Annotated in this window: 18 protein-coding genes; 12 read left to right on the top strand and 6 right to left on the bottom strand. The window is 49.8% G+C overall.

The window, feature by feature from the left end:
* Positions 1-125: 125 nt before the first annotated feature.
* The 3 genes from HMPREF2711_RS03505 to tal form a co-directional block, all read right to left on the bottom strand.
* Positions 126-860 (bottom strand): LytR/AlgR family response regulator transcription factor, encoded by a 735-nt coding sequence (locus HMPREF2711_RS03505; protein WP_003748328.1) that lies wholly within the window; start codon positions 858-860, stop codon positions 126-128.
* Positions 861-1,099: 239 nt separating this feature from the next.
* Positions 1,100-1,987, bottom strand: coding sequence for a tRNA glutamyl-Q(34) synthetase GluQRS (gluQRS, locus tag HMPREF2711_RS03500; RefSeq protein WP_003748330.1), 888 nt, complete (start codon positions 1,985-1,987; stop codon positions 1,100-1,102).
* A gap of 153 nt (positions 1,988-2,140) precedes the next feature.
* Positions 2,141-3,196: a transaldolase gene (gene tal / locus HMPREF2711_RS03495; protein WP_003748331.1), complete on the bottom strand. Its 1,056-nt coding sequence runs from the start codon at positions 3,194-3,196 to the stop codon at positions 2,141-2,143.
* A 134-nt stretch (positions 3,197-3,330) separates the two neighbouring features.
* On the opposite strand from tal, the gene HMPREF2711_RS03490 reads away from it, so the two are divergent.
* The 7 genes from HMPREF2711_RS03490 (at position 3,331) to raiA (ending at position 8,687) form a co-directional block, all read left to right on the top strand.
* Complete coding sequence (locus tag HMPREF2711_RS03490) at positions 3,331-4,305, top strand: KpsF/GutQ family sugar-phosphate isomerase (protein ID WP_003748334.1); 975 nt, start codon at positions 3,331-3,333, stop codon at positions 4,303-4,305.
* A 66-nt stretch (positions 4,306-4,371) separates the two neighbouring features.
* On the top strand, positions 4,372-4,908 hold the full coding sequence (locus tag HMPREF2711_RS03485; protein ID WP_003686818.1) for a KdsC family phosphatase: 537 nt from the start codon (positions 4,372-4,374) through the stop codon (positions 4,906-4,908).
* The gene (lptC, locus tag HMPREF2711_RS03480; protein WP_003748335.1) at positions 4,905-5,486 is read left to right on the top strand and encodes an LPS export ABC transporter periplasmic protein LptC; all 582 of its coding nucleotides are present in this window, start codon (positions 4,905-4,907) and stop codon (positions 5,484-5,486) included. The genes HMPREF2711_RS03485 and lptC overlap by 4 nt, the downstream gene beginning before the upstream one ends.
* The gene (gene lptA / locus HMPREF2711_RS03475) at positions 5,467-5,997 is read left to right on the top strand and encodes a lipopolysaccharide transport periplasmic protein LptA (RefSeq protein WP_003748337.1); all 531 of its coding nucleotides are present in this window, start codon (positions 5,467-5,469) and stop codon (positions 5,995-5,997) included. Before lptC ends, lptA begins: the two co-directional genes overlap by 20 nt.
* Positions 5,998-6,067: 70 nt before the next feature.
* Positions 6,068-6,802: an LPS export ABC transporter ATP-binding protein gene (gene lptB / locus HMPREF2711_RS03470; RefSeq protein WP_003748339.1), complete on the top strand. Its 735-nt coding sequence runs from the start codon at positions 6,068-6,070 to the stop codon at positions 6,800-6,802.
* Between the two features lie 165 nt (positions 6,803-6,967).
* Entirely contained in the window at positions 6,968-8,323 is a 1,356-nt protein-coding gene (gene rpoN / locus HMPREF2711_RS03465; RefSeq protein WP_070615522.1) for an RNA polymerase factor sigma-54, read from the top strand.
* A 49-nt stretch (positions 8,324-8,372) separates the two neighbouring features.
* Positions 8,373-8,687, top strand: coding sequence for a ribosome hibernation-promoting factor, HPF/YfiA family (gene raiA, locus HMPREF2711_RS03460; RefSeq protein WP_003748344.1), 315 nt, complete (start codon positions 8,373-8,375; stop codon positions 8,685-8,687).
* Positions 8,688-8,766: 79 nt separating this feature from the next.
* Here the strand turns inward: raiA and HMPREF2711_RS03455 are convergent, their stop codons facing one another.
* Positions 8,767-10,044: an AmpG family muropeptide MFS transporter gene (locus HMPREF2711_RS03455; RefSeq protein ID WP_283118175.1), complete on the bottom strand. Its 1,278-nt coding sequence runs from the start codon at positions 10,042-10,044 to the stop codon at positions 8,767-8,769.
* A 261-nt stretch (positions 10,045-10,305) separates the two neighbouring features.
* Positions 10,306-10,479, bottom strand: a complete 174-nt coding sequence (locus HMPREF2711_RS11245; RefSeq protein ID WP_224783520.1) for a hypothetical protein — start codon at positions 10,477-10,479, stop codon at positions 10,306-10,308.
* Between the two features lie 912 nt (positions 10,480-11,391).
* On the opposite strand from HMPREF2711_RS11245, the gene ftnA (HMPREF2711_RS03440) reads away from it, so the two are divergent.
* A complete protein-coding gene (gene ftnA, locus HMPREF2711_RS03440; protein ID WP_003686837.1) occupies positions 11,392-11,877 on the top strand; it encodes a non-heme ferritin in 486 nt (161 codons plus the stop codon).
* A 16-nt stretch (positions 11,878-11,893) separates the two neighbouring features.
* A complete protein-coding gene (gene ftnA / locus HMPREF2711_RS03435) occupies positions 11,894-12,391 on the top strand; it encodes a non-heme ferritin (RefSeq protein WP_003686798.1) in 498 nt (165 codons plus the stop codon).
* Between the two features lie 171 nt (positions 12,392-12,562).
* Here the strand turns inward: ftnA (HMPREF2711_RS03435) and pgi are convergent, their stop codons facing one another.
* Complete coding sequence (pgi, locus tag HMPREF2711_RS03430; RefSeq protein ID WP_070615519.1) at positions 12,563-14,203, bottom strand: glucose-6-phosphate isomerase; 1,641 nt, start codon at positions 14,201-14,203, stop codon at positions 12,563-12,565.
* 251 nt (positions 14,204-14,454) lie between these two features.
* On the opposite strand from pgi, the gene HMPREF2711_RS03425 reads away from it, so the two are divergent.
* The 3 genes from HMPREF2711_RS03425 to parC all read left to right on the top strand — a co-directional run bounded on the left by HMPREF2711_RS03425 (position 14,455) and on the right by parC (position 19,538).
* The gene (locus tag HMPREF2711_RS03425) at positions 14,455-15,498 is read left to right on the top strand and encodes a LacI family DNA-binding transcriptional regulator (RefSeq protein ID WP_070615515.1); all 1,044 of its coding nucleotides are present in this window, start codon (positions 14,455-14,457) and stop codon (positions 15,496-15,498) included.
* A 205-nt stretch (positions 15,499-15,703) separates the two neighbouring features.
* The gene (locus tag HMPREF2711_RS03420) at positions 15,704-17,026 is read left to right on the top strand and encodes an MFS transporter (RefSeq protein WP_003748352.1); all 1,323 of its coding nucleotides are present in this window, start codon (positions 15,704-15,706) and stop codon (positions 17,024-17,026) included.
* A 208-nt stretch (positions 17,027-17,234) separates the two neighbouring features.
* The gene (parC, locus tag HMPREF2711_RS03415) at positions 17,235-19,538 is read left to right on the top strand and encodes a DNA topoisomerase IV subunit A (protein WP_003748354.1); all 2,304 of its coding nucleotides are present in this window, start codon (positions 17,235-17,237) and stop codon (positions 19,536-19,538) included.
* The last annotated feature ends 33 nt before the right edge of the window (positions 19,539-19,571 follow it).

The following is a 19,571-nucleotide window of genomic DNA, read 5'->3' as shown; positions in this document are numbered from 1 at the left end:
AACGGTAGGTTTTAGTCGTTTCTTTTTTCTGTTTTCTATTATTGAAATGAGAAGTTAAAAGGCAGTCTGAAAAGATATTTTCAGACGGCCTTTGATTTAAAAAGAGTGAGTCAAAGAGCGTATTGTTAGATGCTGTTTTTAATGATTTTCCGCAGGGTGGACAGTTGTCGGCGGCTGACGGGCAACGGGGTCGGAATATCGAGAATTTTTGCGCCCCATGTGGATGCGTATTCGTCGTTTTCGTCATCGTCCAGTCGAATCAAGCTGTCGAGGGTGTGGCGGAAGACGAGGGCGTTGCGGTGGATGCGGATGACTTTGTCGCCAAGCAACTCTTCCCAGTAAACCAATGTTTTCGGTAATTCGTAGCTTTGGCCGTCGCCGGTAAACAGATAGACGGTTTTGTGTTCCGCCATCAGGTAACGTGCCTGTTGCCAGGGGATTTCAACCATGCGCTCGCGGTTGTACACTTTGAAATGGGTGAAGCTGTCTGCTTTTTCGCGGTTTTTCTCGATGATGCGGTCAAGCGCGGTTTGCAGGCGGGTCATTTTGATCGGTTTGAGCAGATAGTCTGCGGCAGCCAGCTCGAACGCGCGCAGAGCGTGTTCTTCGTAGGCTGTGGTGAAGACAATTTCCGGCTGGCGTTTGGCGGTACGCTTGATGCGTTCGACAAACTCGAGACCGTCGATTTCCGGCATGCCGATGTCGGCAAAGACAATGTCGACTTCGTGGACGCTCAGCCACTCCAATGCTGGCATGGCATGGTGAAAGACGTTGAGCAGTACGACATTGCATTCTTCCAATAATACACGCAAGCGTTCTGCTGCTAATACTTCGTCTTCTACAATAATGGCACTTGGCATAGCGGTATTTCTTTTTGTTGTATCGTGGGAGATCTGCCGCGCTTTGTCATCCTCAATAACGCGCCAGCCGTATGTTGTTGCAATCTTGAAATTATCACTTCGCAACAATTTTAGGAAATTTTTAAAATATACATGATTTTTCGCTTCTTGGGCGTGATTTGGAATGAATCTGAAGATTACTTACATAATTTTATGAAATATTGTAATACCTAGAGTAATTTTGTTGTAATCGTGCTAATTCATTTCGTGATAATGGACGATTTTGGGATTTTGTCCATTTGCCAGTGCGCCACCGCCCAATCGAGTAATTCTTGCGGCCGGTTTACGGCGGGTGCATCGGGTAGGTTGAGGTAGGTCAGGACTTGGCGGAGGAGTTGTTCTTTTTGATTCAAATCCAAAGCCGGGGCAAGGGTTTGTTTCGACCACTTTTGCCCTTGGTTGTTGGTCAATAGCGGCAGGTGGGCGTAGGACGGTGTGGGAGCGCCGAGGCATTGTTGCAGATAGATTTGGCGCGGCGTGGAAACGAGCAAATCTTGGCCGCGGACAATATGCGTTATGCCTTGATCGGCATCGTCGGCAACCACGGCAAGCTGATAGGCCCAATAGCCGTCGGCACGAAGCAGGACGAAATCGCCGATGTCGTGTGCCAGATTTTGTGCGTATTGTCCGACAATGCCGTCTGAAAAACCGATCACGCGATTGGGGACTTGAATGCGCCATGCCGGCATTTTGTTTTGCGTGTTAGGTCTTTGCTGTGGATTGCGGCAACGGCCGTTATACACAAATCCGTCTGCGCCCTGAGTTGCCGCTGCCTGCCAGTCTTTGCGGCTGCAATAGCAGGGATACACCAGCCCGGCTGCTTGGAGGCGGTCGAGTGTGTCTTGATACAGGTCGTAACGGCGGCTTTGATAGGCGACTTCGCCGTTCCACTCAAAACCGAAAGCCTCAAGCGTGCGCAAAATGTCGGCAGCGGCGCCGGGCATTTCACGCGGGGGGTCAAGGTCTTCAATGCGAACCAGCCATTTGCCCTGATGGGCGCGCGCGTCGGCATAGGAGGCGACGGCGGTCAGCAGGGAGCCGATATGAAGCAGGCCGGTAGGGCTGGGGGCGAAACGTCCTATATACATGGCAGGGTGTTTGTGTAGGGCAGGGTAAGTATGCCTGCGCGGTATTCAAATCGTGATAGAAAAGGGCGTGCCGTACACGCCCGAATTTGGGTTTCAGACGGCCTAGACTTTTCAAAATGATTTAAGTTTCAATCGGCCGTCTGTTTAATCCGTTTAAGCCAAGGGAGCCAGCAGTTTGGCAAAAGCGTCTTCAAATTGTTTCAAACCGTCTTCCTGCAAACGAGTTGCCAAAGTTTCGACATCAATGCCGAGTTTCGCGGTTTCGGCAAGCTGCGCTTGGGCTTCGTCCACACCTTCGGTCAACGTGGCTTGGGCGGTGCCGTGATCGATAAAGGCTTTGAGTGTCGCATCGGGAACGGTGTTGACGGTATGGGCGCCAATCAGGCTGTCAACGTACAACGTGTCAGGATAGGCAGGGTTTTTCACGCCTGTGGATGCCCACAAAAGTTGTACGCGGTTGGCACCTTTTTCGGCAAGTGCGGCAAATTCGCTGCTGCCGAAGTATTGCGCCCAATCTTGATAGGCGGCTTTGGCCAGCGCGATGGCGATTTTGCCTTTGAGGTGGTCGGGCAGGGTGGCGTCCAACGCGGCATCGACACGGGAAATAAAGAAGCTGGCGACAACGTGGATATGGGAAACATCATGTCCCGCTTCCAAACGTTTGGCAATGCCGCGCGCGTAGGCCGCATAGGCTTTGAGGGTTTGGGCACGGGAGAAAAGCAGGGTCAGGTTGACGCTGATGCCGTCTGAAACGAGGGTTTCAAGCGCTTCGATGCCTTCGTCGGTTGCCGGTACTTTAATCATGGCATTTTTACGGCCGATGGCGGCATGCAGGCGGCGCGCTTCTTCAACCGTGCCTTGTGCGTCTTTGGATAATTCGGGCGAAACTTCGAGGCTGACGAAGCCGGTTTTGCCGCCGGTGGATTCGTGTTCGGTAAGGCACACGTCGCAAGCGGCTTGTACGTCGGCAACCGCCATGGTTTCGTAGCGTTGTTTCGGGGTCAGGTCTTGCTGTTTGAGCGCGGCTACTTCGTCGGCGTACAGGGCATCGCCTGCAAAGGCTTTTTGGAAAATGGCAGGATTGGAAGTTACGCCGCACACGCCCTGTTTGAGCATTTCGGCCAATTCGCCGCTTTGTACCAGCGAACGGGAGAGGTTGTCCAACCAGATTTGTTGTCCTAATGCTTTAACGTCCGATAAAATAGTCATCTCTGATTCCTTTTACATAATAGGTTTGTTTGTGAAGTGGCGGTAATGCTACGCCGATTCGATGAATTTGAACAGTTTACAGCCGATTAATTTGGGCAAAACAAACCTAAATTCAAGCATGAAAGGCGGCTTTGATGGCGGAAAACACACTTTATCTCGACTGGGCGCGCGATGTATTGGATACGGAAGCCGAAGGTTTGCGTGAAATTGCGGCGGCTTTGGACCATGATTTTGTCCGTGCGGCGGAAGCGTTGTTGCACTGCAAGGGCAGGGTGGTCATTACCGGCATGGGCAAGTCCGGACACATTGGCCGTAAAATGGCGGCGACCATGGCTTCTACCGGCACGCCTGCGTTTTTCGTCCATCCAGCCGAAGCGGCGCACGGCGATTTGGGCATGATTGTGGACCACGATGTCGTGATTGCCATTTCCAATTCCGGTGAAAGCGATGAAATTGCGGCGATTATTCCGGCGTTGAAACGCAAAAACATCACGCTTATTTGTATCACTGCCCATCCGACTTCCACCATGGCGCGCCATGCTGATATCCATATTACCGCGGCGGTTTCCAAAGAAGCCTGCCCGCTCGGCCTTGCGCCGACTTCCAGCACGACCGCCGTGATGGCATTGGGCGATGCGCTGGCGGTTGTATTGTTGCGTGCACGCGCGTTCACGCCCGACGATTTTGCTTTAAGCCATCCGGCCGGCAGCTTGGGCAAACGCCTGCTGTTGCGCGTGGCGGATATTATGCACAAAGACGAAGCCCTGCCTGCCGTTTTGTTGGGCACGCCGTTGAAAGAGGCCATTGTCCGCATGAGTGAAAAAGGTTTGGGCATGTTGGCGGTAACCGATGCCGAAGGCCGTCTGAAAGGCGTATTTACCGATGGCGACTTGCGCCGTCTGTTTCAAGAACGCGACAGCTTTGCCGGTTTGAAAGTGGACGACATCATGCACGCTTCGCCGAAAACCATCTCCGCCGATCGCCTCGCCACAGAAGCCTTGAAAGCCATGCAAAGCGGCCATGTGAACGGTTTGCTGGTGGTCGAAGAAAACGGCGTACTGATTGGCGCGCTGAACATGCACGATTTATTGATGGCACGAATTGTCTGAATCGACGGCAAAAACGTTTTCAGGCGGCCTTATGCTAGAATAGGCCGTCTGAAATAAGGAAACCTTATGCAAAACCTCTCTTCCGACCTGCAACAACGCGCTTTAGGCATCAAACTGCTGATACTGGATGTGGACGGCGTTTTGACCGACGGCCGCATTTTTATCCGCGACAACGGCGAAGAAATCAAATCGTTCCACACTTTGGACGGACACGGTTTGAAAATGCTTCAGGCCAGCGGCGTGCAAACGGCGATTATTACCGGCCGCGATGCGCCTTCCGTCGGTATCCGCGTGAAGCAGCTCGGTATCAACTATTACTTCAAAGGCATTCACGACAAACGTGCCGCCTACGCCCAATTACGCGAACAGGCCGGTGTGGAGGAGCATGAGTGCGCCTTTGTCGGCGACGATGTTGTCGATTTGCCCGTGATGGTGCGTTGCGGATTGGCGGTCGCCGTCCCCGAAGCGCATTGGTTTACTTTGCAATACGCCCATTATGTAACCCGACGTTCCGGCGGCGCAGGCGCGGTGCGTGAAGTGTGCGATTTGATTATGCAGGCGCAAGGTACGCTTGAACCTGCTTTGAAAGAGTATGTACGATGAAAATCAGATGGCGTTACGGAATCGCCTTTCCGCTGGTGTTGGCAGTCTCACTCGGCGCACTGGCGGCGTGGCTCGGCCGCATCAGCGAAGTGCAGGTCGAAGAAGTCGTCCTCAATCCGAATGAGCCGCAATATTCGATGAAAGGCATCAACGGCAAACGTTTTGACCAAGAAGGCCGTCTGAAAGAAAACCTGAGCGCGGCCGATGCCGTTCAATATCCGAATAGCGCGGACGTTCATTTGGACAAACCGCATCTTTCGTTTTACCGCGACGGCAGCCTGTTGTACGAAGTCGGCAGCGACAAGGCCGTGTACAATATTCAAAACAAAAAAGTCGTTTTTGAACAAAATGTTGTCTTAAATAAAGCGGCAGATGCCAAGCGTTTGGCCGGCATCGTCAAAACCGAACGTTTGAATGTCGATACCGAAGCACAATACGCCCATACCGACAGCCCGGTTACTTTCCAATACGGACAGTCCGGCGGTCAGGCAAACGGCATGACTTATGACCACAAAACCGGTTTGCTGAATTTCCCTTCCAAAGTGAAAGCCACAATTTATGATACAAAAAATTTGTAAAACCTTAGCCCTTGTTGCCGTTTTTGCCGCCAGCCCGGCCTTTGCCCTGCAAAGCGACAGCAAGCAGCCGATTCAAATTGAAGCCGACCAAGGCTCGCTTGACCAAAACAACCAAAGCACCACCTTTTCCGGCAACGTCATCATCAAACAAGGCACGCTCAATATCCGTGCCGGCAGCGTAACCGTTTCACGCAACGACAAAAGCGAGCAGTTGATGAAAGCCACCGGCTCGCCCGTCAAATTCAGCCAAGAGTTGGACGGCGGTAAAGGCGTGGTCAACGGCCAAGCCAATACCGTGACGTATTCTTCCGCAGCCAACCTCGTTACCCTGTCCGGCAATGCCAAAGTGCAGCGCGGCGGCGATGTGGCCGAAGGTGCGGTCATCACGTACAACACCAAAACCGAGGTTTACACCATCAACGGCAGCGCCAAATCCGGTGTGAAATCCGCCGCGAAATCCGGCCGCGTCAGCGTGGTCATCCAGCCGTCCAGCACGCAGAAAAACAAATAAGAAAACACACAAAAAGGCCGTCTGAAAAAGGTTCAGACGGCCTGAGGTCAATATCGAAAGTCAACAGAATATGAGCGCAAAAAACAGCCGTCTTGTGGTTCAAAACCTGCAAAAAAGTTTCAAAAAACGCCAAGTCGTCAAAAGCTTCTCCCTTGAAATCGAAAGCGGCGAGGTCATCGGCCTGCTCGGCCCCAACGGCGCGGGTAAGACTACCAGCTTTTACATGATTGTCGGCCTGATTGCCGCCGATGCAGGCAGCGTGATGCTGGACGGACAAGAGTTGCGCCACCTGCCCATTCACGAACGCGCCCGCCTCGGCGTCGGCTATCTGCCGCAGGAGGCCTCGATTTTTCGCAAAATGACCGTGGAACAAAATATCCGCGCTATTTTGGAAATCAGCATGAAGGACAAAAGCCGCATCGATGCCGAACTGGAAAAACTGTTGGCTGATTTGAATATCGAGCGCCTACGCAACAACCCCGCGCCGTCCTTGTCCGGCGGCGAACGCCGCCGTGTCGAAATCGCGCGCGTGTTGGCCATGCAGCCTCGTTTCATTTTGTTGGACGAACCTTTTGCCGGCGTTGACCCGATTGCCGTCATCGATATTCAGAAAATCATCGAGTTCCTCAAATCACGCGGTATCGGCGTATTGATTACCGACCACAACGTGCGCGAAACCCTCAGCATCTGCGACCGTGCCTACATCATCAGCGACGGTACGGTATTGGCTTCAGGCAAGCCGGATGATTTGGTCAACAATGAACAAGTCCGTTCGGTTTACTTGGGTGAAAATTTTAAATATTGAATGCATATTTGACGGTATATGAAGCCCTCATTTCAATTGAGGGCGGCTATAAATATTGGAATAATCACTACAAATACAAATATAATACCGATAACCTAATCTTTCAGACGGCCTGCCGTATAAAGGCCGTCTGAAAAACTATCCATACATTTCGAATCAAACACTATGTCTTCACTCGTCCTTAAACTCAAACAGACCCAGCAGCTCAACCAGCGGCTGCAGCAGTCTCTGCGCATCTTGCAGATGTCGGGTCTTGAGCTTGAGCGCGAAGTGGAAGACTGGTTGTCGGACAATCCTCTGCTTGAGCGTCCGGAAAGCGATGAGTTTGCCGATAGCGGGCTCAACCGTGCCGTCACCATGCCGCGTGCCGGTCAGCAGTTGGGCGGCGGCGATGCCGAAGATATTTGGAGCAACATCGCCGAAGAAGAGGATTTCAAACACTATCTGCATGCCCAAGTGTGCGAGCATCCGCTCTCTCAAATAGAAGCGGTCTATGTTCATGTATTGATTGATTTTTTGGACGAACAAGGCTACCTCACCGACAGCCTCGAAGAAATCATCGACCACACGCCGTTGGAATGGATGCTGGACGAAGAAGCCCTGCAAAATGCGCTGGACGTATTGCAAACCTTTGACCCGCCCGGCGTGGCGGCGGCCGATTTGACCGAGTCGCTCATGCTGCAGCTGATGCGTTTGCCGGCTTCTCCGGCCAGACAAATGGCCGCGCATTTGGTGCAAAGTTCGCTTCAAGATTTGGGCAAAAACCGTAAACAAAACGTTCTGCGTTTCCGCAAACTTTATCCCCAGGCCGACAGCGAAACCATAGAAGCCGCGCTCGATATGATTGCCGGCTTGAATCCTTATCCGGCTTACGGCTTCGCTTCTGCCACCCCCACGCCTTATATTCAGCCTGACGTTTGGGTGAGAGAGGGCAAGGACGGCTGGGAAGTCATCAGCAACGAAGCGGCCTGGCCGAAGCTGCAGCTTAATCAGGAATATTGCGACCTGATGAAATCGGCGGAAGAGGGCGCGCCGGAGTGGAAGGAAAAAATCAGCGAAGCCAAACAGCGCATTGATTCTTTGGAATTGCGCAAAAGCACAGTCCTCCGCCTTGCCGAGTATATTGTCAAAAATCAGGAAGATTTTTTCATCTTCGGCGAAATCGGCCTGTCGCCCATGCTGATGAAAGATGCCGCCGCCGAATTGGGTTTGGCGGAAAGCACCATTTCGCGCGCTGCCAACCAGAAATATTTGTCTTGCCCGCGCGGCCTGTTTGCGTTACGCTATTTCTTCACACAGGCAGTCAATGCCGACGATGAGGGCGAAGGGTTCAGCCAAGGCGCAATCAAAGCTGTCTTGAGCCAGCTGATTGAAAGCGAAGACAGCAGCAAACCTTATTCGGACGAGGCCCTCGTCAAATTATTAAAACAACGCGGCATTGAAATCGCCAGACGTACAGTGGCTAAATATAGAGAATCATTAGACATCCCGCCGGCACACAAACGAAAATTTACCGAGTAGATATATTCCGATCCGTTTTGACGGACTAACCAACCGAAGGAGCTGTATCATGAATCTGAAAATCACCGGTCTGAATTTTGATGTTACCGAAGCCATCAAAAACTACGTTTCCGACAAGTTGGCACGAATCAGCCGCCACGCCGACAACATCATTTCCGTGACCATCACGCTCTCGGTGGAAAAAGTCAGCCAAAAAGCCGAAGCCGATGTCCATCTGGCAGGCAAAGATTTGCACGTTGAAGCGATTGAACAGGATATGTACGCCGCGATTGATGTTTTGATGGACAAACTCGACCGCGCTGTTTTGAAACATAAAGAAAAAAGTGGCGATGTCCGCAGCACTGTCAAACCTGAAGCAGAATAGAATAAAGTTTTTGTATGATAAAGGCCGTCTGAACCATTCAGACGGCCTTTTGTTTTGCTAGAAGTTTTAGACTGGCAATCTAGTTACTCACTTTTTGACCATTCCATGGTGCCACTTTAAACAGCAGCAACATGCCGGGTATGCCTAGGGCAAAACACAGCCAGTAGAAATTGAAGTAACCCATCGCTTCAATCAGATAGCCTGCCGAAGCATTGATAAATGTACGGGGAACGGCTGACAGGCTGGTAAAGAGGGCCAATTGTGTGGCCGTGAAAGCAGGATTGGTTTCACGGGCCATATAGGCGACAAATGCCGCCGTGCCCAAGCCTACGCCTGCCGCTTCCGCACCAATCACGGCGGCAAGCATCATTTGTTCCGTCAGGGTAATGGTTTCAAATTTACCGAAACCCGCCAGCCAGGCAAAGCCTAGAATCGTTACCCATTGCGCCACGCCGAAAACCCATAATGCCCTGTTGATACCGAGTTTCAACATCCAAATACCGCCGGCGATACCGGCAATGACGGCAGGCCATAAACCGGCATTTTTGGCAATCAGGCCGATGTCGGTTTTGCTGAAGCCCATATCCAGATAAAACGGTGTTGCCAGAGAAGTGGCCATGCTGTCACCCAGTTTGTAGAGGAAGATAAACAGCAATACCAAGATGGCCTGTTTGATTCCTTTGCGGGAGAAGAACTCACTGAAGGGGTCAGAGACTGTTTGGGCAAATGTACGCGACACAGATGGTGGAATGTCAGGTTCTTTAGCTAAAAATAAGGTCATCAGCAGACCGGGCAGCATAAATAGTGCAGTAATGATGAATACGTTGTGCCAAGGCATCAAGTCGGCCAAAATCAAGCTGAGCGAACCAGGTACCAAAGCAGCAATACGGTAGGCGTTGACGTGGATGGAGTTGCCCAAGCCTAATTCTTCATCTGACAAAATTTCGCGGCGAAATGCATCCAATACAATATCCTGGCTGGCAGAGAAAAAGGCGACCACCAACGATAAGCCCATAATTACATATAAATGCTGAGCAGGGTTTAGGAAGGCGTAAGCAAGTAAGGCCAGCAGTAAACCAATCTGAGTTACCAGCATCCAACCGCGTCGCCGTCCTAAAAAAGGTAATCTGACCAAATCAATGACGGGAGACCAGATAAATTTCCAAGTGAAAGGCAGCCCGATAAGTGCCATCAGGCCGATGGTTTTCAAATCGATATGTTCGCTGCGCAACCATGCAGGAATCAGGTTGATCAGAAAATAAAGCGGCAGCCCCGAAGTGAAGCCTGTGAAAATACAAATCAGCATTTTGCGCGAGAAAATTCGCTGCATAGTGCTGGGTTGGGGTGCGGTTGTCATAGTGGAATCAATAAAAAAGGAAAGGGATATTGTAGCAAAGATGGTGGATATGGCGAATTAACTTCTGCTATCTTTATTGAATAATAAAAGGCCGTCTGAAAATTTAACAAATTAAGTTTCAGACGGCCTTTTGTTGGAACAACTGGTTTGGCGGGCAACGGAGACTTCAGGACGGAAGAAGGGTTGCTTGGGTGTATTCATAAAATTGAAGTTAAGAAAGTTTCAGACGACCCCTAGAGATCGTTTGAACGATGAGAAATATCAGTGGTAATTTGTGCCGTCAGTGTAGCCGTTTCCTGATTTGTCCACAGCAAAAGCAGAAATCGGACCGACCGTTACTGTCCCTTTAGGCTGAGTTTCTTGGTAATACTCATATGCTGCAACACCCATACCAGTTGCAGCACCAACAGCAGCACCAATTGTGCCACCGACCATAATAGCTGGTCCGGCAGGAATACTGCCAAAAGCTATACCGACACCCAGACCAATACCTGCACCAATTGATCCTCCTATTTATGCACCATTTGCTCCTCCTTGAAGGATTCTCTCTCCTAAGCCTCCTCCATAAATTAGTTCCAGATCCTAAATGGATAGTTCAATCATGTTATTTTTCCTTTTCAAAAAAATTAGACGTAGAATATTGAGTCAATACACCCAATATGGAAAAAATAATAAAAGCATGAATATAAATCATAAAATCAACATTATCTCCTTGGTAGCTTTCATAAATAAAAACGATCGGTATTGATATACAAATTAAAATATACAGGTACTTTGAAATTACCAGTAACTTATACACAAATTTTGATTTCATAGCCTAGTCTTTCATTTGAATAAAATCTACCCTAATCAACTCTCCAATCAACTTCCTAACTTCTTCATGCTTTCCCTGATTGAAGTTAACCAGTAGATTTTTCAACAATATGTATATTATGTTAAATAATAAATGGTAATTGTCACATTCAAATATTAAGGATAACCTACTTTGAAACTATATCGCTTTGATGCGTAATTCTATAAAAAACATTGAATTTTCATGTTTTCTATTTATCCAGTATTTTGGAGTTGATAAGTGAGAGCAAAAAACTTTGGAAATCTACGATTCTCCTTCCAACACCTCATCATTTCTCTAGAGAATTTAGGCAAAGGCGATATTGATAACTCATTTCATCAAATGGAACTAAATGAGAATGATTTATTTATAAAATCCTTTTAAATTAATGGGTTACAATAAAAATTGATAAAATAAAATTGACTATTCTCAATAAAATGAGTAAAATTCATCCGCAAATACAAATTTTGTATTGTGATACATCTATATAACCGCATTAAGAAAAGGAGTTAGTTATGCTAAGTAAGTCAATTACAGCAAAATTAAACGAACAAATTAATCTCGAGTTGTATTCATCAAATGTCTATTTGCAAATGAGTGCATGGTGCCATAAACATGGTTATGAAGGCGCTGCAGCATTTTTACTTCGTCATGCCGATGAAGAATTGGAACATATGCAAAAGTTGTTTACTTATGTGAGCGAAACCAGTGGAATGCCTTTGTTAGGTAAAATTGACGCCCCTAAACACGATTACGCTTCATTAAAAGAAGTTTTTGAAACAACACTTGAACACGAAAAACTAGTGACATCTAAAATTAATGAGTTAGTTGAGAGTACTTTTGCAGAAAAGGATTACTCTACTTTTAACTTCTTACAATGGTATGTAGCTGAACAGCATGAAGAAGAAAAATTATTTAACAGTATTGTTGATAAATTCAAACTTCTTGGTGAAAGTGGTACAGCGCTCTACTACATTGATCGTGAATTAAAAACTTTATAAGAATAGGAGAAATAAAATGTTATCAAATAGCGTGATTAAACTATTAAATGATCAAATGAATTTAGAGTTTTATTCTTCTAACTTATATTTACAAATGAGCGCCTGGTGCGAACAACAAGGTTTCGAAGGAGCTGCAAAATTTTTATCAGAGCATGCGGCTGAGGAAATGCAGCATATGCGTAAACTCTTCACTTATTTAAATGAGACCGGCGCATTGGCTATCATCACACAAATTGATGAACCACCTCATCAATTTTCATCATTGAAACAAGTACTTGAATTAACTTATGAACATGAAAAGTTAATTACCTCTAAAATCAATGAATTAGTTGGTAGAACTTTTGAAGAGAAAGACTACTCTGCCTTTAACTTCTTACAATGGTATGTGGCTGAACAACATGAAGAAGAAAAATTATTCAGTGGAATTTTGGATAAATTAAATCTTCTTGGTGAAGATGGTAAAGGTTTGTTCTTAGTTGATAAAGATTTAGGCGCATTAACAACAAACAACTAATCAAGTCTGATGAAAAAGGCTAAGTCATTATCGATTTAGCCTTTTTTTATATCAAAATCTAGCTACTTTTGTCTAAAAGTGCGGTGCTTTAACGGTTCATTCTTACCGCCGATTAGGTTTTGAAATGTCCGTAAGATAGGTAGATATGCTAGTCTTACGGACATTTTATTTTCAGACGGCCTTTGATTTTGCGTTGCAGTTGCGGTAGAAGGCAATCAGGCCGTTGGTGGAGCTGTCATGTGCCGGCGTGCCGCGTTCGAGTTCGGGTTCGATGGTTTTGGCCAGCTCTTTGCCGTATTCCACGCCCCATTGGTCGAAGGGGTTGATACGCCAAATCACGCCTTGTACGAAGGTGCGGTGTTCGTAAGCCGCCATCAGCATGCCGAGGTTGAAAGGTGTCAGGCTGTCGATGAGCAGGCTGTTGCTCGGACGGTTGCCGGGGAATTCTTTTTGCGGTGCAAGGCAGTCGCGTTCGTCTTGGGGCAGGGCGGCCAATTCGACTTGTACTTCGTCTAAGGTCTTGCCTTTCATCAGCGCTTCGGCTTGGGCGAAGGCATTGGCAACGGTAAAGCGGTGTTGGCGGTGGTTGCCGTAGATTGTGGTCATGGGGACGATGAAATCGACGGGAATCAGACGCGTGCCTTGGTGTAAAAGCTGGAAGTAGGCATGTTGGCAGTTGACGCCTTCATCGCCGAAGACAATGCCGCCGGTGGTGCAGGAAACGGGTTGGCCATCTGAAGTACGCTGTTTGCCGAGGCTTTCCATATCGAGCTGGTTGAGCCACGAGGTAAAGAGGCGCATGTTGTGGCTGTATGGGACAACGGTTTGGCCGTCTGAATGTTGGAAGTTGTTGTACCAAACATTGATGAGCGCCATCAGGACGGGAATGTTGCGGCGGAATGGGGTTTCGAAGAAATGGGTATCCATCGCGTGTGCGCCGGCCAGCATTTTGCGGAACGCTTTTTCGCCGACGGCAACCATCAGCGGCAGACCGATGGGTGACCAGACGGAATAGCGGCCGCCGACCCAGTCGGACATGGCGAAGACTTTGTCGGGGGAGATGCCGAAGTTTTGGGCTGCGGCCACATCGGCGGAAATGGCGCAGAAATGGCGGTAGATGCCGGAATCAGGCAAACCTGCATCGCGATACCAAGTACGCGCAGCGTAGGCATTAAGCAGGGTTTCCGGTGTGCGGAACGATTTGCTGGCAATGCTGAATACGGTGGTTTCGGGGTTGAGGCCGAGAAGGGTTTGGGTCAGGTCAGCATCATCGGAATTGCTGACAAAGTGGACGCGGATGTTTTGCCAATAAGGCTGTAGCGCCTGTGTTGCCATGCGCGGTCCTAAATCGGAGCCGCCGATACCGATGTGAACCAAGTCGGTAATCGGTTTGCCGGTAATGCCTGCGTGCGTGCCGTCTAAAAGTTGGCGTGCGAACTCGAGTGCGCGGTTGAGTTCGTGATGAACATTGGGCACGATGTTTTCGCCGTCAACGTAAACAGGTTTGGCATTGGCAGGCAGGCGCAGGGCAGTGTGGAGGACGGCGCGGTGTTCGCTGGTGTTGATTTTTTCACCGCTGCTCATGGCCTGCATATATTGTGGCAAATCGGCCGCTTCGGCCAGTTGGCACAATAAATCAAGGGTGTTTTCATCTAGACGGTTTTTGCTGTAATCAAATAACAAACCGTGCAGAATTTCGTGCATATTGTTGAAACGTTCGGCATCTGCGGCGAAGCGTTCGCGCAGGGTAACGTGTTGAGTATCGGCATGATGGGCTTCCAAGGCCTGCCATGCGTCTGAGTATGCGGACATCTCGTTTCCTTAGTATGTAACGGTAAACAAGCAGGGTATCTATTTTCTGCTTTTTGTAGTTGTTTGTAGTTTAACAAATTTGGACAACTTTTGGGAGATAGTAGGGTCGGTTTTGTTTAAGAAATGTATGCAAAATGCAATAGAAACGGTTGATTATCATCAAGTTTCTGTAAAAAAGGGGGTATGACACCGATGTCTGCTGTGTTATCCTATGTAACATTATTGAAATCTTGTCGGGGCGGGTCCGTAAGATGGCTACAATTTATGATGTCGCTGCTTATGCCGGGGTATCTCCCAAGACGGTCAGCCGGGTGATTAACGGCGATGCGCCGGTCAGTGATAAAACCCGTTCCAAAGTAGAAACAGCGATTGCTGCTTTGGGCTATATCCCGTCTTCTGCGGCGCGGATTATGCGGTCACACCGTTCCGGATTGGTCGGTCTGATTACCGGCGCCATTTCGCGGACAGGCGAGAATACGGGCGGGCACGGTATACCGGATATGTTCTTGATTAAGGGCATTCAGCAGCAGATTCGCGCGCAAGGCAAGATTTTGATGATTGCCGACATCGACAACAAGCCGGGTCAGCCCGGTCAGATGGAGCCGCTGATTCGTACCTTTATGGAGCATCGTGCCGAGGGGATTTTATATGTGGCAGGTTTCCATCAGGAAGTATTGCTGCCGGAAGTGCCCAACCGTTGCCCGATGGTGTTGGTCAACTGCTTTGATTTGGCAGGTACGCCGTCGGTTTTGCCGGATGACGAAGCGGGGCAGTATGGCTTGGTGCGCCGGATTATCCAAAGCGGACACAAACGGATTGCTTATGTGACTTTGCAGCCGGGCGTGGAAGCGACGAGATTGAGATTGGCCGGATACCGCCGTGCTTTGGCTGATGCGGATATTGTCTTCGATCCTGATTTGGTGCAAACTGGTTATCCTGACTTCAGCAACGACAGCGGGTCTTTGATTTCGGCTATTTTGAAACTGTTGTCTTTGCCGCTTCCGCCGACGGTAATTTGCTGCGGCAACGATGAAATGGCGGTGCGCGTGTACGGGATTTTGAGGACGCGCGGCATGCGGGTTCCCGAGCAAGTCTCTGTTGCCGGATATGATAACCACAGCGCGATTGCGGAAACGCTGTTTCCGCCGTTGACCAGTACCGAACTGCCGTATCTACGCATGGGTGCGATGGCGGCGGATTTGCTGTTCCAATACATCGAAGATCCGGCCGGTGCGGTTCAGCCAGTCAAGGTCGTTGGGGAAACCATCTGGCGTCAGTCTGTGATTAATAAATAGTTTCAGACGGCCTGAAAATAATAAGCTTTAAACAACACAAACACACATCAAAATAAGATTCATGTGAACGGTCAAAATAAAGGCCGTCTGAAAACGGAGTTGCCTCATTAAAAAAGGCGGCTCAATACAATAAAAGCAAAAGCGTCATACCGCTGAAATTGGAGTTTGTTGTTTCCATAGTTTATTATCCAGGAGTAGCCTTCCTATGAAAATCTCCCCACAAGTGGCGATGACACTTCGCCAGATTATGCTGATGAACTTCGGTTTCTTCGGCATTCAATACAGCTTCGGGTTGCAGCAGACTGCGATTAACCCGATTTTCAGCTTTCTTCATGCCGACCCGAGCCAATTGCCGATTTTGAATATGGCAGGCCCGATTACCGGTTTGCTGGTGCAGCCGATGATTGGTGCAATGAGTGACCGCACTTGGGTGCCGGGATTGGGCCGCCGCCGTCCGTATTTCTTGATCGGCGCCATCGGTTGCAGCCTCTGCCTATTTATTTATCCGCACGTTACCGCCTTGTGGGTGGCCGTATTGCTGCTGTGGCTCTTGGACATCAGCAACAACACGGCAATGGAACCTTTCCGTGCCTTTATTGCCGATACCGTTCCTGAACACCAGCAATCCACCGGTTTCTTGATGCAGTCCGTGTTTACCGGTTTGGGTATTACCCTGGCCAACGTTTCCCTCTACATCTTCCAACAAATCGGCTGGTTGCAACAAACCTCCGAAGCGGGCATTCCGTATTGGGTATTCGGTTCGTTTTATATTGGTGCGGTCTGCTCCATTGGTTCGGTTTTGGTTACCGTTTTATCAACAGCCGAACGCGAGCCCAGTCCTGAAGAAATGGCGGCCATTAAAGCCCAGCCGAGCGGTCCGGCCCATGCTGTTAAAGATATTGTCGTTGCCGTGCGCGAAATGCCGACTGCCCTGTGGCAACTGGCTTTGGTGTATCTCTTCCAATGGTACGCGCTCTTCATCTACTGGCAATATATTTCCCACAGTATCGTCCAATCCGTCTGGGACTCGACCGTTGAGAATACCGAAGCGTATAGCCAAGCGGTTGCATGGACCGGCCTGGTAAACGGTTTCTACAACGTGGTAACCTTTATCTCCGCCTTCGGCCTGATGTGGATGGCGCGCAAATACGCCGCCAAATATGTTCACGCCTTTGCCGTAACCCTTGCCGCGCTGGCCTTGCTCACCATTCCGCACATCGGCAACAAATACCTGATGTTTGCGCCGATGATTGGTTTCGGTGTCGGTTGGGCAAGTATGATGGGCGTGCCGTTTATGATTGTGGTCGGCTCTATCCCTAAAGAACGTTACGGCGTGTACATGGGTATTGTGAACATGATGATTGTGATTCCTATGCTGATTGAAACCGTATCTTTCGGCTGGGTGTACAGAACTTTCTTGGATTCAAACCCTGCCAACGCGATGACTTTTGCCGGTGTTTCCCTGGCCATTGCCGCCGCATTGACCTTAACCATTAAAACTGCGGCCAAACCGGCTACTGCAGAATAACGAAGTTTTGATTTAAAACCAAAATAAAAAGGCCGTCTGAAACATGAAAGGGTTTCAGACGGCCTTTTTGGTCGAAAAAAATCATATTTGCCGACTTGATTCGGTAAGCCTTATTGCCGCCGAGCTACCGTTCATCACTCAAATTGGCTATGACTACCGATTTTGCTTTACAATATCCTTCTTTAATTGATTTCGTTTTACCATCCTGATGACAGAACACATTTCCGCTCCAAGTCCATCTCCTGTCGGCGAAGACTACCTGCTGTTAGGTCAGTACGCCGAACGCGCCTATCTCGAATACGCCATGAGCGTGGTCAAAGGCCGCGCGCTGCCTGAAGTTTCAGACGGCCAAAAGCCTGTACAACGGCGTATTTTGTTTGCCATGCGCGATATGGGTTTGACAGCGGGCGCGAAGCCGGTGAAGTCGGCGCGCGTGGTCGGCGAGATTTTGGGTAAATATCATCCGCACGGCGACAGTTCCGCCTATGAGGCGATGGTCCGCATGGCGCAGGATTTTACCTTGCGCTATCCCTTAATCGACGGCATCGGCAACTTCGGCTCACGCGACGGCGACGGAGCGGCGGCGATGCGTTACACCGAAGCGCGGCTGACGCCGATTGCGGAATTGCTGTTGTCCGAAATTAATCAGGGTACGGTAGATTTTGTACCGAACTACGACGGCGCGTTTGACGAACCGCTGCACCTGCCCGCCCGTCTGCCTATGGTCTTGCTCAACGGCGCATCGGGCATTGCAGTGGGCATGGCGACCGAAATCCCATCACACAATTTAAACGAAGTGACACAGGCGGCGATTGCGCTGTTGAAAAAGCCGACGCTGGAAACCGCCGACCTGATGCAATATATTCCCGCGCCCGATTTTGCCGGCGGCGGTCAAATCATCACGCCGGCGGACGAATTGCGCCGGATTTACGAAACCGGCAAGGGCAGCGTGCGCGTGCGTGCGCGTTACGAAATCGAGAAGCTGGCGCGCGGACAATGGCGCGTGATTGTGACCGAGCTGCCGCCGAACGCCAATTCCGCCAAAATCCTTGCCGAAATCGAAGAACAAACCAACCCGAAACCGAAAGCGGGTAAAAAGCAGCTGAACCAAGACCAACTTAATACCAAAAAGCTGATGCTGGATTTAATCGACCGTGTACGCGACGAGTCCGACGGCGAACATCCCGTGCGTCTGGTGTTCGAACCGAAATCCAGCCGCATCGATACCGATACCTTCATCAACACGCTGATGGCGCAGACTTCGCTGGAAGGCAATGTGTCCATGAACTTGGTGATGATGGGGCTGGACAACCGTCCCGCGCAGAAAAACCTGAAAACGATTTTGCAGGAATGGCTGGATTTCCGCGTCGTTACCGTAACACGCCGTCTGAAATTCCGTTTGAACCAAGTGGAAAAACGGCTTCACATCCTTGAAGGCCGTCTGAAAGTCTTCCTGCACATCGACGAAGTGATTAAAGTCATCCGCGAATCAGACGACCCGAAGGCCGATTTGATGGCGGCGTTCGGGCTGACCGAAATCCAAGCCGAAGACATTTTGGAAATCCGCCTGCGTCAGTTGGCGCGTTTGGAAGGTTTCAAACTCGAAAAAGAATTGAACGAATTGCGCGAGGAACAAGGCCGTCTGAATATCCTTTTGGGCGACGAAAACGAAAAACGCAAGCTGATTATCAAAGAGATGCAGGCGGACATGAAGCAGTTCGGCGACGCGCGCCGCACGCTGGTGGAAGAAGCCGGACGCGCAGTGCTGACGCAAACCACCGCCGACGAGCCCATCACGCTAATTCTGTCGGAAAAAGGGTGGATACGCAGCCGTGCCGGACACAACCTTGATTTGAGCCAAACTGCATTCAAAGAAGGCGACCGCCTCAAGCAGACCCTCGAAGGCCGAACCGTTTTGCCCGTCGTCATTCTCGACTCATTGGGTAGAACCTACACGCTCGATGCCGCCGAAATTCCCGGCGGACGCGGCGACGGCGTACCGGTTTCATCCTTAATCGAGCTGCAAAACGGCGCCAAACCTGTCGCCATGCTCACCGGCCAACCCGAACAGCACTACCTGCTCTCAGGCAGCGGCGGCTACGGCTTCATCGCTAAGTTGGCCGATATGGTCGGACGCGTGAAAGCGGGCAAAGTAGTGATGACCGTGGACAGCAGTGAAACCGTCCTGCCTCCGGTTGCCGTCTATGCTTCTTCGCTCATCAATCCCGACTGCAAAATCGTACTGGCCAGCAGCGACCACCGTCTCTTGGCGTTTTCCATCGGCGAACTCAAAGTCATGCCCAAAGGCCGCGGTTTGCAGCTGATGTCGTTGGCCGAGGGTGCATCTTTGGAACACGTTATGGTAACGACCTCTCCTGAGTTTACCGTTGTATCGGTCGGCCGACGCGGCGCAGAACATCAGGAAAAACTGCGTATTGCCGATATTGACGGCAAGCGCGGTAAAAAAGGCAAGGTATTGGAAATATCAGGCCGTCTGAAAAGTTTGTCTTAAGGCAAAAACCAATATATTCAAATAAATTAAATT

Source organism: Neisseria sp. HMSC070A01 (assembly GCF_001810165.1).
In the GTDB taxonomy this organism is placed as follows: Bacteria; Pseudomonadota; Gammaproteobacteria; order Burkholderiales; family Neisseriaceae; genus Neisseria.
Note: the sequence above shows the minus strand (reverse complement) of the source record. Positions and strands in the feature narration are given on the sequence as shown.

What these genes read in the sequence shown, in the direction of transcription:
- gluQRS (WP_003748330.1), bottom strand. Translation starts at nt 1,987, where the DNA reads ATGTATATAGGACGTTTCGCCCCCAGCCCTACCGGCCTGCTTCATATC.
- tal (WP_003748331.1), bottom strand. Translation starts at nt 3,196, where the DNA reads ATGACTATTTTATCGGACGTTAAAGCATTAGGACAACAAATCTGGTTG.
- ftnA (WP_003686837.1), top strand. Translation starts at nt 11,392, where the DNA reads ATGCTAAGTAAGTCAATTACAGCAAAATTAAACGAACAAATTAATCTC.
- HMPREF2711_RS11245 (WP_224783520.1), bottom strand. Translation starts at nt 10,479, where the DNA reads ATGGTCGGTGGCACAATTGGTGCTGCTGTTGGTGCTGCAACTGGTATG.
- lptA (WP_003748337.1), top strand. Translation starts at nt 5,467, where the DNA reads ATGATACAAAAAATTTGTAAAACCTTAGCCCTTGTTGCCGTTTTTGCC.
- ftnA (WP_003686798.1), top strand. Translation starts at nt 11,894, where the DNA reads ATGTTATCAAATAGCGTGATTAAACTATTAAATGATCAAATGAATTTA.
- parC (WP_003748354.1), top strand. Translation starts at nt 17,235, where the DNA reads ATGACAGAACACATTTCCGCTCCAAGTCCATCTCCTGTCGGCGAAGAC.
- raiA (WP_003748344.1), top strand. Translation starts at nt 8,373, where the DNA reads ATGAATCTGAAAATCACCGGTCTGAATTTTGATGTTACCGAAGCCATC.
- HMPREF2711_RS03420 (WP_003748352.1), top strand. Translation starts at nt 15,704, where the DNA reads ATGAAAATCTCCCCACAAGTGGCGATGACACTTCGCCAGATTATGCTG.
- HMPREF2711_RS03505 (WP_003748328.1), bottom strand. Translation starts at nt 860, where the DNA reads ATGCCAAGTGCCATTATTGTAGAAGACGAAGTATTAGCAGCAGAACGC.
- HMPREF2711_RS03455 (WP_283118175.1), bottom strand. Translation starts at nt 10,044, where the DNA reads ATGACAACCGCACCCCAACCCAGCACTATGCAGCGAATTTTCTCGCGC.
- pgi (WP_070615519.1), bottom strand. Translation starts at nt 14,203, where the DNA reads ATGTCCGCATACTCAGACGCATGGCAGGCCTTGGAAGCCCATCATGCC.
- HMPREF2711_RS03490 (WP_003748334.1), top strand. Translation starts at nt 3,331, where the DNA reads ATGGCGGAAAACACACTTTATCTCGACTGGGCGCGCGATGTATTGGAT.
- rpoN (WP_070615522.1), top strand. Translation starts at nt 6,968, where the DNA reads ATGTCTTCACTCGTCCTTAAACTCAAACAGACCCAGCAGCTCAACCAG.
- HMPREF2711_RS03425 (WP_070615515.1), top strand. Translation starts at nt 14,455, where the DNA reads ATGGCTACAATTTATGATGTCGCTGCTTATGCCGGGGTATCTCCCAAG.
- lptC (WP_003748335.1), top strand. Translation starts at nt 4,905, where the DNA reads ATGAAAATCAGATGGCGTTACGGAATCGCCTTTCCGCTGGTGTTGGCA.
- lptB (WP_003748339.1), top strand. Translation starts at nt 6,068, where the DNA reads ATGAGCGCAAAAAACAGCCGTCTTGTGGTTCAAAACCTGCAAAAAAGT.
- HMPREF2711_RS03485 (WP_003686818.1), top strand. Translation starts at nt 4,372, where the DNA reads ATGCAAAACCTCTCTTCCGACCTGCAACAACGCGCTTTAGGCATCAAA.